This window comes from Hyphomonas sp. (genome assembly GCF_041689225.1).
Taxonomy (GTDB): domain Bacteria; phylum Pseudomonadota; class Alphaproteobacteria; order Caulobacterales; family Hyphomonadaceae; genus Hyphomonas.
In genome coordinates this window covers 39,897-58,300 of record NZ_JBDNGN010000014.1, presented here as the reverse complement: position 1 = coordinate 58,300, position 18,404 = coordinate 39,897, and the positions used below count along the sequence as shown (strand labels likewise).

Below are 18,404 nucleotides of genomic sequence, written 5' to 3'. Positions count from 1 at the left end.
GCATGAGCAATCTCATCGAGTCTTTCGGCGACTTTACCGGCTTCTGGATGGTGCTTGGCCAGGTTGGCCTGTTCACCCTCGTACTGTTGTTGTCGATTGCTTTCCTGCTCTTGCTGGACCGGAAGATCTGGGCCGCTGTCATGATGCGGAAAGGCCCTAATGTCGTCGGTCCGTTTGGCCTGCTCCAGTCATTTGCCGACTTCGGCAAATTCCTGCTCAAGGAAATCGTCATACCGGCGGGCGCGAACAAGACGGTGTTCATCCTCGCGCCGATCCTGACCTGTACGCTCTCCTTCGTGGCGTGGGCGGCTATTCCTGTCGCGCCGGGAACGGTGTCGGGAACCAGCTGGGTCGTGTCGAACCTGAACGTCGGTGTTCTCTATCTCTTCGCCATCAGTTCGCTCGGCGTCTATGGCATCATCATGGGCGGCTGGGCCTCGAACTCGAAATATCCGTTCCTTGGCGCGCTGCGCTCGGCGGCGCAAATGGTGTCTTATGAGGTTTCTATCGGCTTCATCATCGTCACCGTTATCCTGTTGAGCGGATCGATGAACCTGAGCGTCATTGTCGAGAACCAGGCCGGTGGTTTCTGGAACTGGCACGCCTTCAGCCTGCAATACTTTCCGCTGATCTTCGTGATGTTCCCGATGTTCGTGATGTTCTTCATCTCGGCGCTGGCAGAGACAAACCGTCCACCGTTCGACCTGCCCGAAGCGGAATCCGAACTCGTCGCCGGTTACCAGGTCGAATATGGCTCGACGCCCTATCTCCTCTTCATGCTGGGCGAGTATCTCAACATCGTGCTGATGTGCGCGATGATGACTGTCCTCTTTCTTGGCGGCTGGCACGGGCCATTCGCCCTCGGAGACGCCGTGCAGGACTGGCCGCCGCTGCTGCTCAGCCTGTCGGGCCTGTTCTGGTTCATGGTCAAGATCCTCTTTTTCTTCTTCATGTTCGCCATGGTGAAGGCCATCGTGCCCCGTTACCGCTATGACCAGCTGATGCGCTTGGGCTGGAAAATCTTCCTGCCGACGTCGCTTGCAGCCGTTCTGATCGTGGCGGGCTATGTCGTTTATACCGGAGTACAATTATGAGCATTGCACAGACCATTCGCGGCGCGCTGCTGACCGATTTTATCGGGGCCTTCTGGTCGGCACTGCGGGAAATGTTCCGCCGCAAGGCGACCATAAATTATCCGTTCGAGAAGAACCCGCTGAGCCCGAGGTTCCGCGGCGAGCACGCACTGCGCCGCTATCCGAGCGGCGAAGAGCGCTGCATCGCCTGCAAGCTGTGCGAGGCGGTCTGCCCGGCGCAGGCGATCACGATCGAGGCCGAACCGCGCGAGGACGGCGCTCGCCGGACGACGCGTTATGATATCGACATGGTGAAGTGCATCTATTGCGGCTTCTGCGAGGAGGCCTGCCCGGTGGACGCGATTGTCGAAGGGCCGAACTTTGAATTTGCGACCGAGACGCGTGAAGAACTTTTCTACGACAAGGACCGCCTGTTAGCGAATGGCGACCGGTGGGAACGCCTGATCGCGAAGAACCTGGAGCTCGACGCGCCCTACCGTTAGGGCCGCCTTGCAGTATGACTGAACCGGAGCATGGAGGCAGGGGCCTCTCATGCTTCACCAATTAGGGGCTTTGAGGGCTTTGGCAGTTTACGTATTCTGGATACTGGCCACGATCGTGGTCCTGTCGGCGGTCATGGTGATCGCGGCACGCAATCCCGTGCACTCGGTTTTGTTCCTGATCCTGGCCTTCTTCACGTCGGCGGGCCTGCTGGTACTGATCGGGGCCGAGTTCCTCGCCATGCTGCTTGTCGTCGTCTATGTCGGCGCGGTCGCGGTGCTGTTCCTGTTCGTCGTGATGATGCTCGACGTTGATTTTGTCGAACTGAAACAGGGCTTTTTAAGTTACCTGCCGTTCGGGCTTTTGGTCGGCGCGGTCTTCCTCGCCGAGATCGTGCTCGCGTCGTTCGCGGGCCTTGAGAGTCATGTCAGCACGTTTGATGCGTCGCCGGGCGCGGCAACCAATGCCGAGGCCATCGGGCAGGTGATGTACACCCAGTACATGCTGCTGTTCCAGATGGCGGGGATCATCCTACTGGTCGCCATGATTGGCGCGATCGTGCTGACGCTGCGCCATCGCCCGGGTGTCAAACGCCAGAGTGTCGCAAAGCAGACATCGCGTCGCCGGTCGGACGCCTTCGAATTGAAAGACCCGAGCTCCGGGCAGGGGATCTGATATCATGGACCTTGGGCTCTCCCATTATCTTACCGTATCGGCAGCGCTGTTCACGATCGGTGTCGTCGGCATCTTCGTGAACCGGAAGAACATCATCGTCATCCTCATGGCGATCGAACTGATCCTCCTGTCGGTGAACCTGAACCTGATTGCCTTCTCGGTCTTCAACGGCGATATCGCCGGGCAGATCTTCGCCATGCTGGTCCTGACCGTGGCGGCGGCTGAAGCGGCTGTCGGCCTCGCCATCCTCGTCGTCTATTTCCGCAATCGCGGCGATATTGCGGTCGAGAATGTCGACCTTATGAAAGGTTAGAGGCTGATGCTGCCGGATATCTTCATTATCTTCATCGTGCTCGCGCCCGGAATCGTAGCGCTCACGGGCCTCGTCCACAAACAGATCGGCGATTTGCCGGTGATGTTCCTGACGACGGGCGTCGTGCTGACGGCCGGTGCCTTGTCGCTGTTCCAGCTGTTTGCCTATGCCGCCGGGATTGTCGGCGCTGAGGGGCATGGCGAAGCGGCCGGCCACGCGGTTGAAGCTGTTGCCGCCAATGGCGCGCATGTGATCACATTGCTGCCCTGGATCGACGTCGGCAATTTCCACGCGAACTGGGCGATCCGGATAGATGCGCTGTCCATTGTCATGATGGCGGTGATCACCGGCGTTTCCGGGCTCGTACACCTCTATTCATGGGGCTATATGAGCGAAGACCCGCACCGGTCGCGCTTCTTCGCCTACCTTTCGCTGTTTACGTTCGCGATGCTGTCGCTGGTCGTGGCCGACAATTTCATCCAGCTCTTTTTCGGCTGGGAAGGCGTCGGACTGGCGTCCTACCTGTTGATCGGTTTCTGGTACACGAAGAAGGCGCCCAACGACGCCTCAATCAAGGCCTTCGTGACTAACCGCGTCGGCGATTTCGGCCTCGCGCTTGGTATCATGGCTGTGTTCTTCGTCTTCGGATCGGTCGAGTTCGAACCCGTTCTCAGCGCCATTCGCGAAAACGCCGTGGTAACGCCAATGGCCTTCGCTGAGGCAGCCCCGGCGCAGGAAGCCGTCATCGAATTCCTCGGGCAGCGCGTCTACGCGCTCGAACTGATCGGCGTCCTTCTGTTCATCGGCGCGATGGGCAAGTCGGCCCAGTTCTTCCTGCATGTCTGGCTGCCGGACGCGATGGAAGGCCCGACACCTGTTTCGGCCCTGATCCACGCGGCGACCATGGTTACAGCAGGTGTCTACCTGGTTTGCCTTATGTCGCCCCTGTACGAGCACACGCTCTATGCCGCCGGCATGGTCACGATCGTGGGCGCGGTCACCGCGCTCTATGCCGCGACGGTCGGCCTGGCGCAGAATGACATCAAGCGCGTGATTGCCTATTCGACCTGTTCGCAGCTGGGTTACATGTTCTTTGCAGCCGGTATCGGCGCCTATGAAGCCGCCATGTTCCACCTCTTCACGCACGCTTTCTTCAAGGCACTGCTGTTCCTCGGCGCAGGCTCCGTCATTCACGGCATGCACCATGAGCAGGACATGCGAAAAATGGGGGGGCTCGCGAAATTCATGCCGCTGACCTATGCGGCGATGCTGATCGGCACGATTGCCATCATTGGTCTCGGCATTCCGCACACGCTTATCGGTTTCTCCGGCTTCTTCTCGAAGGATGCGATCCTGGAGAGCGCGTTCGCCGCGGGCGAGCATCACGTGATGTTCGGTCAGGTCGCCTTCTGGTTCGGCATCGTCGCCGCACTGCTGACGAGCTTCTATTCCTGGCGCCTCATCTACATGACATTCCATGGGCCGCAGGCGTCCGCGGAGCATCATGACGATCATGGGCTCGCTGCAGCGGACGACCATGGCCACAAGCATGACGACCATGCGCACGTGCCGCACGAAAGCCCGGCGATCATGCTGGTGCCACTGGCGTTGCTCAGCCTGGGGGCTGTCTTCGCGGGATTTTATTTCCACGACTGGTTTGTCGGCGGCAAGGAAAGCGCATTCTGGGGCGGTGCGATCTATTCGGCCGCCGAGAACCACGTGCTTCACGACCGTCACAATGTGCCTGAATGGGTGCTGTGGGCGCCGCTGGCCGTCACGCTGGCAGGCTTTGTGATTGCGACCATGACCTATTTCTTCAATCGCGGGTTCGGCAAGCGTATCGCCGACAGTGGCGGTCCGCTCCATGCCCTGTTCTCGAACAAATGGTATTTCGACGAACTCTACAACGCGACGCTCATCAAGGGCTCGGCCGTGCTGGGCAACCTGTTCTGGAAAGCCGACAAGAAGATTATCGATGGGGTCGGACCTGACGGTGTGTCTTCGCTTACACGCTGGGGCGCCCGGCGGATCTCGGCGATGCACACAGGCTACCTGTATCATTATGCGTTCGTGATCATTGGGGCTGCGCTCGTCTTCGGCGCTGTCATGTGGTTGCGCGCTGGAGGAGTTAACTGATGGGCGGGTTTCCCATTATTTCGGCGGTTGTCTTCCTGCCCCTGATCGGCGCGCTCATCATCATGGGTGTGCGATCTGCTACTGCAGGCAGCTTCAGCAGCGAGGAAGCCGGCAAGGACAGCCGCGCCGCGCTGCTGGCGGGCCTGATCATTTCCAGCGCGACATTCGTCGCGTCGGTCGCCGCCTTCCTGACATTCGATTCCAATGCAGCAGGCTACCAGCTTGTCGAGCAATATGCCTGGTATGGCGAGATCACGTACAAGGTCGGGGTCGATGGCCTGTCGATGCCGCTGATCCTGCTGACAACTTTCCTGACGCCGATCTGCCTTCTGGCGAGCTGGAACTCGATCCATACGCGCGTGACCGAATACGTGGTCGCCTTCCTGGTGCTCGAGACCTTCATGCTCGGCGTGTTTGCCGCGCTCGATATCGTCCTGTTCTATATTTTCTTCGAGGCCGGGCTGATCCCGATGTTCCTGATCATCGGCATATGGGGCGGCAAGGAAAAGATCTACGCGGCGTTCAAGTTCTTCCTCTACACATTGCTGGGCTCGCTGCTGATGCTGGTGGCCGTGGTCTACATGTTCCAAGCCGCCGGATCGTCGGACATTGAAGTTCTCGAGAAATTTGCGTTCCCGCCGCACGTCCAGACATGGCTATGGTTGGCCTTTGCTGCGTCCTTTGCGGTGAAGCTGCCAATGTGGCCAGTTCATACATGGTTGCCGGATGCACACGTGCAGGCCCCCACGGCCGGTTCAGTCATACTGGCCGGCGTACTGTTGAAGATGGGCGGTTACGGATTCCTGCGGTTCTCGCTGCCGATGTTCCCGGATGCGAGCCACCTGTTCCAGCCGGCGATGTTCGCGCTGGCGGTGATCGCGATCGTCTACACGTCGCTGGTGGCGTGGCGCCAGACGGACATGAAGAAGCTGATCGCCTATTCCTCGGTCGCACATATGGGTTTTGTCACGCTCGGCATCTTCTCGTTCAACGAGGTTGGTGTTCAGGGCGCGATTTTCCAGATGCTGAGCCACGGCCTGATTGCCAGCGCGCTGTTCCTGATTGTCGGCGTGGTTTACGACCGCATGCATACCCGCGAGATCGCGGCCTATGGCGGCCTGGTCAAACGGATGCCGGTCTATGCGACATTGTTCATGCTGTTCACGATGGCGAATGTCGGCCTGCCCGGCACCAGCGGGTTCGTCGGCGAATTCCTGACCATGGTTGGCGGCTTCCAGGCGGCGACATGGGCTGCGGCCGGCGCCGCACTGGGTGTCATCTTCTCGGCCGTCTACATGCTGACGCTTTATCGGCGCACCGTGTTCGGGGAAATCACCAACCCGAAACTCAACGACATAAGCGATATGAACGTGATCGAACTGGTCTGCATCGTGCCGCTGGCCTTGCTAACCATATTGTTCGGCGTCGCGCCAAACCTGATTTTCAACATTACTGAAGGGGCAGCGAACCGCATCCTGTCCCTGATGGTCGGAGGCTGACGGCCCATGCTCGACTATACTGCCATGATCGTCGCAATCGGTCCGGAGCTGTGGCTCGCGGCAGCCGGCCTGCTCGGCGTGCTGCTGGGCGCCATCCTCAAGGACCGATTCAATGCGCTGTCGTTCAAATACGGCGCGCTGGCCCTGTTCGGCGCCGCCGCGCTCTCGCTGATGTTCTATCAGGGCGGCGAAGCGTTTGGTGGCCTGGTGAAAACGAACACGTTCGTGAACTTCGCGAAATTCGTGAGCTTTGCTGTGGGCGGCTTTGCACTGATCATGTCCGAGGGCTTCCTGAAGCGCCATGATACGATCCGTTATGAATATGTCCTGCTGACCCTCTTCGCGAGCCTTGGCATGGGGATGATCCTGTCGGCGGCTGACCTGATGACCCTTTATATGGGCATCGAGACGCTCAGCCTGTCATCCTATGTGCTGGCGGCGTTCCACCGGGATTCAGCCCGTTCGTCGGAAGCGGGCCTGAAGTATTTTGTGCTCGGCGCACTGGCGTCCGGCATGCTGCTCTACGGCGCCTCGCTTGTGTACGGATTTTCCGGCACGACCAACTTTGCCGGGATTTCCAGCTCGGCCCCGTCAATTGGCCTGATGTTCGGCATGGTCCTGATGATTGTCGGACTGGCGTTCAAGATTTCAGCCGCACCGATGCACGCCTGGACGCCGGACGTTTATGAAGGCGCACCGACTCCGGTGGGTGCCTTCTTTGCTTCGGCTCCGAAAATGGCCTCGATGGTGGTCTTCGCGAACGTGATGTTCACGGCCTTTGGCGACGTGATGGACCAGTGGCAGCTGATCGTCGCTATCATTGCCGGCCTGTCGATGATCATCGGCTCATTTGGCGCGCTGACACAGACCAATGTCAAACGCCTTCTCGGATATTCCTCGATTGCGAATGTCGGCTATGCGCTGGTGGCTGTCGCCGCTGGACAGGCCAGCGGGGCAGGGGCTCTGTTGATCTTCATGACGCTCTATGTGGTGTCGGCGCTTGGCCTGTTTGCAGGTGTGCTCGCAATGCGCCGCCGGGGCGGAATGGTCGAGAGCATTGATGAGCTTGGCGGCCTGATGAGTTCGCGTCCATGGCTCGCCATCGCCCTGACCATCCTGATTTTCTCGATTGCGGGCCTGCCGCCGTTCGGTGGCTTCTTCGGGAAATGGGAAGTGTTCAACGCCGGCATCGAGGCAGGCTTGCTGCCGCTGGCGATCATCCTCGTTATTTCATCTGTCGTATCGCTTGGATATTACCTGCGGATCGTGAAGATCATGTGGTTTGACGAACCGAAAGAGCGTTTTGAATCGATTGATGGATCGGTGACGTTGACCGTGCTCGCCTCGGCGTTCGTCGCAGGCATCCTGTTCCTTGTATTCATCAACCAACTTTCGCAATGGGCGTATGACGCTGCACGGGGACTGGCCTCTTGAGTCTGGACTGGCCCGTTCATCATCTCGGCGCAATCGACAGCACCAACAGCGAGGCAAAGCGGCGTGCGTCTGCCGCTGCCTTTTCTGATGGCTGGCTTGTCGCGGAGACACAGTCGGCAGGTCGTGGGCGGCTCCAGCGACACTGGCTGTCCCCGGTCGGCAACCTGTTCGCAACGGCGCTGTTTCACGAGTCCGGCGGGATGGTCGTGGCGTCACGGTTGCCGTTCGCGGCGGCCCTGGCGGTCGGCGACGTGGCGCGATCGTTTGCACCGAGCGCCGAGATTCGCCTGAAATGGCCTAATGATGTGCGCATAAACAAGGCGAAACTGTCCGGAATCCTGATCGAAACCGGCGGATCGGGCGCGGACACGTGGGTTGCCGCCGGCATCGGGATCAATGTCACGCATGCGCCGGATGGAGCGGAGCTGAGCGCAACTTCAATTGCGACCCTTCGCGGCGACGCGGTGGTGACATCTGACATGGTACTGGAAGCCCTGCGGACCGCCTTTTCGCAACGGCTGATCGAAGCGCGGGCCGGGTTTTCGGGGCTCCGCAAGGCCTGGCTTGAGCACGCCGAGGGGCTAGGCACAATTGTGCGTGTCACGGCGTCGGGCGAACCGGTTGAGGGGATATTTGAGGATCTCGATGCGTTCGGTGCCCTCATCCTCAGATTGCCCGATGGCACCCGGCAGACCATAAGGGCTGGAGATGTGAACCTGGTAGGGAGAGCGTAGCCGCCATGCTGCTCGCAATTGACGTGGGGAATACGAACACCGTGTTCGGTGTTCATGATGGCGACCATTGGCTCGTCCAGTGGCGCAGCGCGACCGAGGCCCGCAAGACCGCTGACGACCATGCGGCCTGGTTGTGGCGGCTTGCCGACATGCACGGCATGGACCTGACCAAGATCAATGGCTGCGTCATCTCGACAGTTGTGCCGCAGGCGGTGTTCAACTTCCGCAACCTCGCGCGCCGCTATCTCAACGTCGAACCCATGTTTATCGGGGATCCTTCGCTCAAAACAGGCGTAGAAATCCGTATTCACCGCCCTGAACAGGTCGGTGCGGACAGGATCGTCAGCGCATTGGGCGCGCATGTGTCCTATCCGGGAAACCTGATCGTTATCGACAGCGGCACGGCGACAACCTTTGATATTGTCGGAGAAGACGGCGGGTTCGAAGGCGGCATTATTTCGCCCGGTATCAACCTGTCGGTCAGCGCCCTGCACGATGCTGCGGCGCAATTGCCGCGAATCGCGATCCAGCGCCCGAGCCAGGTGATTGGCCAGGATACGATCAGCGCGATGCAGTCTGGTGTGTTCTGGGGCTATATCGACCTGATTGACGGGCTGGTACGACGGATCAAGGCCGAGTATGGAAAGCCCATGCAGGTGGTTGCAACCGGCGGCGTCGCGTCCCTGTTCGAAGGCGCCAGCGAAACGATCGACCACTACGACCCTGATATTCTGATCAGTGGTCTTCTCGAAATCTACAAACGTAACAAATAGGATCTTATGGCCGATTCAGCACAGCTATCCGACGAACTCGTTTTCCTCCCGCTCGGGGGATGCGAGGAGATCGGCATGAACCTGAATGCCTACGGGTATGGGCCACCGCATGCACGGCGCTGGATCCTTGTGGATGTCGGCGTGACCTTCGGGGGACTGGACACGCCGGGGATCGACCTGATCTGTGCTGATCCGGACTACCTGATCGGCGAGCAGATCGACGCGATCTTCCTGACGCATGCCCATGAAGACCATATCGGCGCGGTCGGCCTGCTATATCCTCGCCTCAAGACGAAGGCGCCGATCTATGCGACGCCGTTCACGACGGAACTCGTGCGGTCCAAGATGCAGGAACGTGGGGTGGATGCCCGTTGGCTGAAGCCGGTGGCGCTGGGAGGTACGGTCGTGGCCGGCCCGTTCACCGTCACTTATATCACGCTCACCCACTCGATCCCTGAGCCGAACGCGCTCGCTATCGATACGCCGGCAGGCATGGTTCTCCACACCGGTGACTGGAAGATCGACCCGGATCCGCAGATCGGAGGCCCGACGGATATCAAGGGCCTGACGGCGCTTGGCGACCGCGGCGTGCTGGCAATGGTTTGCGACTCCACGAACGTCTTCGAAGAGGGCGAATCCGGTTCTGAGGAAAGCGTCAAGCAGGGCCTGATAGACCTGATCGCCGAACAGACACAGGCCGTGGCGGTCACGACTTTCGCGTCGAACGTCGCGCGGGTGAAGTCGATCATTGAAGCGGCCGAGCAGGCCGGGCGCAGCGTGTGCCTTGTCGGGCGGAGCATGCATCGGATCACCGATGCGGCGAAGGCCGTGGGCATCCTGCCGCGCACGCTCGAATTCATCGATGAATCGGAAGCCAAGTCGCTTCCGGCCGAAAACATTCTCTATCTCTGCACGGGCAGCCAGGGTGAAGCGCGCGCCGCACTGGGGCGGATTTCCCGCAACGATCACCGCAACGTGTCGTTGGGCGAGGGCGATTGCGTGATCTTTTCTTCGCGGATCATTCCCGGCAACGAGCGCGAAATTTTTGCCATGCAGAACGCGCTGGCAGACCAGGGCGTGCGCATCATTACCCCGCGCATGGTCACGCAGCCAATTCACGTATCGGGACACCCTTGCCGGGGTGAGCTGCAGAAGATGTATCAGTGGGTGAGGCCCGAGATTGCCGTGCCGGTGCACGGCGAGCGCCGTCACATCATGGAGCACGCGGCCTATGCCAAGTCGCTCCAGATTCCCCAGGCCGTCGCGCCGCGAAATGGCAGCCTTGTAAGGCTCGCGCCGGGGCCAGCCGAGATCATCGATCTTGTGCCTGCCGGGCGGTTGCTGCTGGACGGCAAGATCCTTGTGCCGGAAGGCGCGCAAGGCCTGAATGAGCGCCGTAAACTGTCGGAAAACGGCCTCGTGCTGGCCAGTGTCGTCATCGACGAGGCCGGGGACGTTATCGACGGTCCGGTTGTTGTCGTGCGGGGCTTCTCGGAATCGGATGGCCGTCTCGCTGACGAAAGCCTGGACGATCTGGACGAGGCCGCTGATGCCGCCGTGCGGAAGATGAAGCGCAAGACACGTCTTGATGATGACATGGTTGAACGCGAAATAGGCCGGGCACTGCGCAAGGCCTGCGAGGCGACGTTTGGACGGCGCCCGATGATTGATGTGACTGTATTGAGGAGCTGAAGCACGATGAGTGAATTTAAAATTGGCCCGCTGAACCATGTCGGTATTGCCGTGCCGGACCTGGAAGAAGCCTGCGAAACGTACCGCACGCTTTATGGCGCAACCGATATCACCACGCCGTTCGATATGCCGGAGCAGGGCGTGAAGGTCTGTTTCGTGAACCTGCCGAACGCCCAGATCGAGCTGATCGAGCCGCTGAATGCTGAATCGCCCATTGCGAACTTCATCACCAAGAACCCGAAGGGCGGGCAGCACCATGTCTGCTTCGAAGTGGATGACATCAACCAGGCCGTTGACGAAATGGGCAAGCGCGGCGCGACCGTGCTCGGCACACCTCGTATCGGGGCGCATGGCACGATGATCATTTTCGTTCACCCGAAGAATTCCAACGGTGTCCTCATCGAACTCATGGAAACGCCCAAAGGCCCCCACTGATGACCATTGTGAGCGGCGTTGTCGTCTTTGTCCTGAGCTGGTGGATCAGCTTTTTTGCTGTCCTGCCGATTGGCGTGCGCGGCCAGTTCGAGGACGGTGAGATAACCCCCGGCACCGAAGAAGGCGCACCGGCCAAACCGATGCTGCTGAAGAAGGCCGTGTGGGCAACAATCGGCGGGGCCATCATTACCGGTATTGCAGCGCTGGTTGTGCCGCTCCTCCTTGCGGACTAGGGGCTGCTGCGGCTAGTTGGGCGCCAATATCAGCTTTAGCGGGGAATCCATGCGTCTTTCGAAATTCTTTCTGCCGGTTACCAAGGACGCGCCGGCGGATGCGGCGATCGCCTCGCACAAGCTGATGCTGCGCACCGGCATGATCCGGCAGAATGGCGCGGGCATCTATTCCTGGCTGCCCATGGGCTACATCGTTCTCAAGAAGATCGAACAGATCGTACGCGAGGAGATGAACCGCGCCGGCGCCATCGAGATGCTGATGCCGACCTTGCAGCAGGCCGAGCTCTGGCGCGAATCCGGCCGGTATGACGACTATGGCAAGGAGATGCTGCGCATCAAAGACCGGCATGACCGGGACATGCTATACGGGCCGACGAATGAAGAGCTGATCACCGACGTGTTCCGTTCCTACGTCAAAAGCTACAAGCAGCTGCCGCTGAACCTGTATCACCAGCAATGGAAATTCCGCGACGAGGTGCGCCCGCGTTTCGGCGTCATGCGCGGCCGGGAATTCCTGATGAAGGATGCCTATTCCTTCGACCTGACGGAAGAGGATGCGCGTGTCTCCTATCGCAAGATGTTCTGTGCCTATCTCAATGCCTTCGACCGGATGGGGCTGACGGCCATTCCGATGCGGGCCGACACCGGCCCGATTGGCGGCGACATGAGCCACGAGTTCATCATCCTCGCGGATACTGGCGAGAGCGCCGTGTTCTGTGACAAGGCGTTGCTGGACCTGCCGGCGCCCGGGCTCGATCTGGATTTCGACGCGGACCTCAACGCGGAAGTCGAGAAGCGCACACAGTATTATGCTGCCACTGAAGAGATGCATGACGCGGATGCCTTTGCCGAGATCCCTGCTGACCAGCAAGTGTCGGCGCGCGGCATCGAGGTTGGCCATATTTTCAACTTCGGCACAAAGTATTCGGTGCCCATGAACGCGGTCGTGCAATCGTCGGACGGTCAAATGGTGCCGGTGCAGATGGGCAGCTATGGCATTGGCGTGTCGCGCCTTGTCGGCGGCATCATTGAGGCCTGCCATGACGAGAACGGCATCGTCTGGCCTGAGTCCGTAGCGCCCTGGCATGTCGGCCTGATCAATATGCGTGTTGGCGATGCAGCCTGCGATGCGGCCTGTGCCGACGCTTACAAGGCGCTGACGGATGCTGGTATGGACGTGCTCTACGACGATACGGATGAGCGCGCTGGCGGCAAGTTTGCCCGCATGGAGCTGATCGGCCTGCCATGGCAGATCGTGATCGGGCCGCGCGGCATCGAGAATGGTGTCGTCGAAGTCAAGCATCGCAAAACCGGCGAGAAGGTGGAAATGCCGTTCGCCGAAGCGCTGAAGAAGGTGACGCCCAAATGAGCGAACTCGGCCATGTTGCACCGCCCTTCGGCAAGCTGGAGCGCACGCTGGCCTGGCGCTACCTGCGGGCCAAACGCGAGCATGGCGGTGCGTCGCTGATTTCGATCATATCCTTTGTCGGCATATTCTTCGCCGTCTCTGCGCTGATCATCACCATGTCGGTCATGAGCGGATTTCGCGCGACGCTGCTGGATGCGCTGCTCGGCGGCCAGCCGCATGTTTACGGCGTGGTCAGCAGCTATACCGAAGACGAAGCGAATGCACTGGCGGGCACGATCCGCGAGATCGACGGGATCACCAGCGTGACGCCCTATATCGAGGAATACGTGCTGATCACGGCCAATGGTCGCAAGACCGGCGCGGCCGTTCGCGCGATCCGCACAGAAGACCTGGCGACCATGCCGTTCCTGAAGGATGGCGGGAAGTCGGCCATTGCGGCGGGCTTTGGCGAAGGCCGCAATGGCGGCAATGTCATCATGCTGGGCAAGTTCCTGGCAGCGGGCCGGGAAGGCCTTGGGATACGTCCGGGCGACAAGGTCGAGATCGTGACGTCCCAGCAGACGGCCGGACCGATGGGCGGTACACCGCGCAGCAAGTCCTATGTTGTCGGCGACATCTTCCAGACCGGTAGTGTCGAACTCGACAGCCTCTATATCTTCATGCCGATGGAACAGGCGCAGATCCTGTTCCAGTCCAAGGGCCATTACAGCATGCTGGACATAAGGCTGAAGGACCCGGAAAAAACACATGAAGCGATGGCGGCCATAGCGAATGCGACGGGCAACGCGCTTTATACATTTGACTGGAAGAGCCAGCGTGAAGCCTATCTCAACGCGCTCGAGGTGGAACGCACAATGGTGCGGCTGCTCGTCATGGTGATCATGGCGATTGCGACGCTGAACATCATCGTTGGCGTCGTGATGCTGGTGAAGAACAAGTCGCGGGATATCGCGATCCTGCGGACCATCGGCCTTGGCCGGAACGGGGTGCTGCGGGTGTTCCTGCTGGTCGGCACCGTTCTCGGCACGCTGGGCGCCCTTCTGGGCGTCCTGGTGGGCGTCCTTGTGGTGCTGAATATCGGCACCGTCGAAGCCTTTATCAACCTGTTCGTTCAGGGCCAAGTGTTCGACGCGGAAACCTATGGTCTCGAAGGCCTGCCGGCGATCCTTGACTGGCGTGAGGTGATCCGAACCGGGCTCTATGCGCTGTTTATGTCGATGGGCGTGTCTCTCATTCCGGCCTGGTGGGCGTCCCGCCAGGATCCGGTTAGCGCGCTGAGGTTTGAATAATGTCCCAGCCTGTTCTGGAATTGATCGGCATCGACCGGGTCTATCGTACGGCGGCGGGCGAACTGCTTGTGCTGAAAGGGACCGACCTGCGCTTGAATGCCGGAGAGCTGGTGGGGCTTGTCGGGCCTTCGGGTTCGGGTAAATCGACGCTGCTGCATACGGCCGGCCTGCTGGAACGGCCGGAAGCCGGCAAGGTCATGTTGGACGGGATCGATTGCCTGTCGCTGGACGACAAGGGCCGCACAGCGATCCGCCGGTCCAAGATCGGTTTCGTCTATCAGTTCCACCACCTGCTTCCCGAATTCAACGCGGCGGACAATATCGCGATGCCGCTGATGATTGCCGGTGTGAAGAAGACCGCGGCGCGCGAGAAAGCCGAGTCCCTGCTGGAGGTCATGGGGCTTGCCGACAGGGGGCACCACCAGCCGGGGCAGATGTCCGGCGGCGAGCAGCAGCGTGTGGCGATTGCCCGGGCGCTGGCCAACGATCCCCGACTCGTCATCGCTGACGAACCGACAGGCAATCTCGACCCGGTCACGACCGAGCGGGTGTTCGCGACCCTGATCAAGATGGTCAAGAATGAAGGCGCGGCCGTGCTGGTCGCCACCCACAATTTTGCGCTGACACAGCACATGGACCGCGTCCTGACGCTGCAGGACGGCAAACTGGTCGACTACAAGCCGGAATAAGCTGTGGAAGGCCGCTGCTGACGGGTGGTCTGGTCCCGGCGCGAACGGCATTGTATTCTCCCCGCTGGAGAACCCGTTTTGCCTGAGTCGCCCTTCATCCATCTGGCCGTGCGGTCGAGCTATTCGCTGCTCGAGAGCATGATCACGCCCAAGGTCCTGAAGGGCTGGCTGCTAGGGCAGGCGATGCCTGCCGTGGCCGTGACCGACCGCAACAACCTGTTCGGCGCGCTGGAAGTCTCGCTGACCATGTCCGAGGCCGGCATCCAGCCGATCATGGCCTGCTGTTTCGATATTGCTGACGGTGTCCATCGCAGCGAACCGACGCGCGTGTCGGTCTATGCGCAGGACCAAACCGGCTACCAGCGCCTGATGCTGCTGTCGTCGCGGGCCTATCTCGATGCCGACGACGGCGTACCGAAGTTGCACCGCGATCTCTTGCTGGACAAGACTGACGGCCTGATCCTGTTGACAGGCGGGGCCGAAGGCGAGGTCGCTCGCCATCTGCTCAAGGGCCGCGCGGCCGATGCCCGCACGGAATTGTCGACGTTGGCCAGCGCCTATCCGGGCCGGTGTTATGTCGAGATCACGCGGCACGGGACGCCAGACGAGGCTGCCACGGAAGCTGGTCTGATTGATCTCGCCTATGAACTGGGCCTGCCACTAGTTGCGACCCATGATGCCCGGTTCATGAAGCCGTCAGATGCGACGGCACACGATGCGCTGATGTGTATTGCCAATGGCCAGTATCTCGGCCAGGAAGACCGCAAGCGGGTCTGCCCGTCGCAATACCTCAAGACCCAGGCAGAAATGGCAACGCTGTTCGCCGACCTGCCGGAAGCCCTGAAAAACACGTCCGAGATCGCCCGGCGCTGTTCAGTGCGCTCGGTTACCCGCGACCCAATCCTGCCGTCATTCAGCAATGAAGGCCGGTCCGAGATCGAGGAGTTGAGGATTCAGGCGAAGGAGGGGCTGGAAGGCCGGCTCAAGGCTGCTGGCAAGCTTTACGCCGAGCGGGAAACCTATTTCGAGCGGCTGGATTTTGAACTTGGCGTGATCGAGCGGATGGGATTCCCCGGCTACTTCCTGATCGTGTCCGACTTCATCAAATGGGCCAAGGAACAGGACATCCCGGTCGGGCCGGGACGGGGGTCGGGTGCCGGCTCTCTGGTGGCCTGGTCACTCCTGATTACTGATCTTGATCCGCTGCGCTTCGATTTGCTGTTCGAACGCTTCCTGAACCCGGAACGTGTGTCGATGCCGGATTTCGACATCGACTTCTGTCAGGAACGGCGCAGCGAAGTCATTCGCTATGTCCGCGACAAGTATGGCGCCGAGAGCGTCGCCATGATCATCACGTTCGGGACATTGCAGGCCAAGGCCGTGGTGCGCGATGTCGGCCGCGTGATGCAGATGCCATATTTCCAGGTTGACCGTCTGGCCAAGCTGATCCCGTTCAATCCAGCCAAGCCGCCCACGCTGCAAGAAGCCATCGACGACGAGCCGAAGTTCGATGACGAAATCTCGGAAGACCCTCGCGTCGGTGAACTGATCAAGATCGCGCTTGCGCTGGAAGGGCTTTACCGGAATGCCGGGACGCACGCCGCCGGCGTGGTCATCGCCGACCGGCCGCTGGTCGAGATCGCACCCCTTTACAACGATCCGCGCGCCGACCTGCCGGCCTCGCAGTTCAACATGAAATACGCCGAGATGGCGGGCCTGGTGAAGTTCGACTTCCTCGGCCTCAAGACGCTGACAGTGATCGACCGCGCGCTGAAACTGATCCGGCGCGGCGGACAGGATATCGGCCCGGAATGGGAAGGCCTCGACGATCAGGCGACCTATGACCTGATGGCCAGCGGGGACACGCTGGGCGTGTTCCAGCTGGAAGGCGCCGGCATGCGCGACACGCTACGCAAGGTGCGTCCGAACAATATCGAGGACGTGATTGCGATCATCTCGCTCTACCGTCCCGGGCCGATGGAGAACATCCCGCTCTACGTCCAGGGCAAGGAAAACCCCGACGGCGTGCAATATGCCCACCCGGACCTGAAGCCCGTGCTGGAAGCCACCTATGGCGTGCCGGTCTATCAGGAACAGGTGATGCGGATGGCGCAGGAGATTGCCGGCTACTCGCTCGGCGAGGCTGACCTGCTGCGCCGCGCTATGGGCAAGAAGAAGCTCGAAGAGATGGTCGCGCAGCGCAAGCGTTTCGTCGAAGGGGCGGCGGCCACGAAGCAGATGGACGAGCCGCTCGCCAACGAAATCTTCGACACGATGGAGAAGTTTGCGGGCTACGGCTTCAACAAGTCGCACGCCGCCGCCTATGCGCTGATCGGGTATCATACGGGTTACCTGAAGCGCCACTTCCCGGTGGAATTCCTCGCCGCGTCGATGAGCCTCGACCTCGGCAATACCGACAAGCTGGCGGCTTTCTTCATGGAAGCGCGCCGGCTCAAGATTCCCGTCCTGGCGCCCGACGTGAATACGTCGACAGCGGACTTTGACGTCCGCGACGGCGCGGTCGTCTATGCGCTGGGCGCGCTGAAGGGGGTCGGCCTCGAAGCGATGCGGCACGTCGAAGCGCTGCGCGCCGCCGATGGTACGTTTTCGGGTCTCTACGATTTTGCCGAGCGGGTCGATCCGCGGCACATCAACAAGAAGGCCTTCGAGTCGCTGGCGAAATCCGGCGCGTTCGACACGCTGGATGCCAACCGGGCCAAGGTGCTCGGGGCTGCGCCGATCCTCGCCCAGATGGCCAACAAGTCAGCCGAGGACCGGCAGGGCGGGCAGGGCGGCCTGTTCGGTGAGGCCGAGCCGGCGCTGCGTCCGGCGCTTCCGACCTGCAAGCCGTGGAACGGGCAGCAGAAGCTGGACGAGGAATTCAGGGCGATCGGCTTCTACTTTTCCGGCCACCCGCTGGACGATGTGCTGGAAGGGATCGACCGGGAGCGGGTTACCCTCGCCTGCGAGATCGCGGACCGTGCGAGCGACGGCAAGCCGCTCGAGCTGATCGGCGTGGTGCGCCTGCGCAACGAGAAGCCGGCCCGCAAAGGCGGCAAGTTTGCGTTCCTGACCCTGTCCGATCCGACGGGTGAGGTTGAGCTGATGGTGTTCCCCGAGACACTGCAGCAGAGCTATGACCTGCTGCAGGTGGGCAATACGGTGGCGATTACTGTCGGCGTGAAACGCACGGGCGACGAGATCAAACTGAATGCGGAACGTATCATCCAGCTGGAATCGGCGCGGCTGTCGAAGTCGATGGGTGCGCTCAAGGTGCGTCTGGCGGTGGGGGCCAATACCGATGATATTGCCGGGATTGTGAGCCATCTCGGGCGATTGCAGGACCATGAACGCGGTGCGATCCTGATCGAAATGCCGCTTGACGATGGCCGGACCGTTGTCCTGCGCCTGGCCGACACCTATACGATCGGGCTCAAGGCCCAGCGGGCCCTCAAGGATGTCCCGGGTGTGGAACGGGTCGAACCCATGAAAGCGGCCTGACAAAAGGGCAACCGGGCATCTTGCCGGGCGTGGGGAATTCTGTATAAGCCGCCTTTCC

Annotated in this window: 16 protein-coding genes; all 16 read left to right on the top strand. The window is 60.7% G+C overall.

Annotation, left to right across the window (positions count from 1 at the left end):
* Positions 1-2 precede the first annotated feature (2 nt).
* Positions 3-1,094: an NADH-quinone oxidoreductase subunit NuoH gene (gene nuoH, locus ACESNB_RS01520; protein WP_373002853.1), complete on the top strand. Its 1,092-nt coding sequence runs from the start codon at positions 3-5 to the stop codon at positions 1,092-1,094.
* Positions 1,091-1,576, top strand: coding sequence for an NADH-quinone oxidoreductase subunit NuoI (nuoI, locus tag ACESNB_RS01515; protein WP_373002851.1), 486 nt, complete (start codon positions 1,091-1,093; stop codon positions 1,574-1,576). The genes nuoH and nuoI overlap by 4 nt, the downstream gene beginning before the upstream one ends.
* Before the next feature lie 49 nt (positions 1,577-1,625).
* Positions 1,626-2,249, top strand: a complete 624-nt coding sequence (locus ACESNB_RS01510; RefSeq protein WP_373002849.1) for an NADH-quinone oxidoreductase subunit J — start codon at positions 1,626-1,628, stop codon at positions 2,247-2,249.
* 4 nt (positions 2,250-2,253) lie between these two features.
* Positions 2,254-2,562 (top strand): NADH-quinone oxidoreductase subunit NuoK, encoded by a 309-nt coding sequence (nuoK, locus tag ACESNB_RS01505; RefSeq protein ID WP_373002847.1) that lies wholly within the window; start codon positions 2,254-2,256, stop codon positions 2,560-2,562.
* Between the two features lie 6 nt (positions 2,563-2,568).
* The gene (nuoL, locus tag ACESNB_RS01500; protein ID WP_373002845.1) at positions 2,569-4,698 is read left to right on the top strand and encodes an NADH-quinone oxidoreductase subunit L; all 2,130 of its coding nucleotides are present in this window, start codon (positions 2,569-2,571) and stop codon (positions 4,696-4,698) included.
* Entirely contained in the window at positions 4,698-6,197 is a 1,500-nt protein-coding gene (locus ACESNB_RS01495; RefSeq protein WP_373002843.1) for an NADH-quinone oxidoreductase subunit M, read from the top strand. The genes nuoL and ACESNB_RS01495 overlap by 1 nt, the downstream gene beginning before the upstream one ends.
* Before the next feature lie 6 nt (positions 6,198-6,203).
* Entirely contained in the window at positions 6,204-7,631 is a 1,428-nt protein-coding gene (gene nuoN, locus ACESNB_RS01490; protein WP_373002841.1) for an NADH-quinone oxidoreductase subunit NuoN, read from the top strand.
* The gene (locus ACESNB_RS01485) at positions 7,628-8,365 is read left to right on the top strand and encodes a biotin--[acetyl-CoA-carboxylase] ligase (protein ID WP_373002839.1); all 738 of its coding nucleotides are present in this window, start codon (positions 7,628-7,630) and stop codon (positions 8,363-8,365) included. Before nuoN ends, ACESNB_RS01485 begins: the two co-directional genes overlap by 4 nt.
* A gap of 5 nt (positions 8,366-8,370) precedes the next feature.
* The gene (locus tag ACESNB_RS01480) at positions 8,371-9,138 is read left to right on the top strand and encodes a type III pantothenate kinase (protein ID WP_373002837.1); all 768 of its coding nucleotides are present in this window, start codon (positions 8,371-8,373) and stop codon (positions 9,136-9,138) included.
* 75 nt (positions 9,139-9,213) lie between these two features.
* Positions 9,214-10,830 (top strand): ribonuclease J, encoded by a 1,617-nt coding sequence (locus ACESNB_RS01475; RefSeq protein ID WP_373002835.1) that lies wholly within the window; start codon positions 9,214-9,216, stop codon positions 10,828-10,830.
* Between the two features lie 6 nt (positions 10,831-10,836).
* Complete coding sequence (gene mce / locus ACESNB_RS01470) at positions 10,837-11,265, top strand: methylmalonyl-CoA epimerase (protein ID WP_373002833.1); 429 nt, start codon at positions 10,837-10,839, stop codon at positions 11,263-11,265.
* Positions 11,265-11,498, top strand: coding sequence for a DUF1467 family protein (locus ACESNB_RS01465; protein ID WP_373002831.1), 234 nt, complete (start codon positions 11,265-11,267; stop codon positions 11,496-11,498). Before mce ends, ACESNB_RS01465 begins: the two co-directional genes overlap by 1 nt.
* Positions 11,499-11,547: 49 nt before the next feature.
* Positions 11,548-12,867, top strand: a complete 1,320-nt coding sequence (gene proS, locus ACESNB_RS01460; protein ID WP_373002829.1) for a proline--tRNA ligase — start codon at positions 11,548-11,550, stop codon at positions 12,865-12,867.
* Entirely contained in the window at positions 12,864-14,156 is a 1,293-nt protein-coding gene (locus ACESNB_RS01455; RefSeq protein WP_373002827.1) for an ABC transporter permease, read from the top strand. Before proS ends, ACESNB_RS01455 begins: the two co-directional genes overlap by 4 nt.
* Entirely contained in the window at positions 14,156-14,845 is a 690-nt protein-coding gene (locus tag ACESNB_RS01450) for an ABC transporter ATP-binding protein (protein ID WP_373002825.1), read from the top strand. The genes ACESNB_RS01455 and ACESNB_RS01450 overlap by 1 nt, the downstream gene beginning before the upstream one ends.
* Positions 14,846-14,923: 78 nt before the next feature.
* Positions 14,924-18,346, top strand: coding sequence for a DNA polymerase III subunit alpha (dnaE, locus tag ACESNB_RS01445; RefSeq protein ID WP_373002823.1), 3,423 nt, complete (start codon positions 14,924-14,926; stop codon positions 18,344-18,346).
* Positions 18,347-18,404 lie beyond the last annotated feature (58 nt).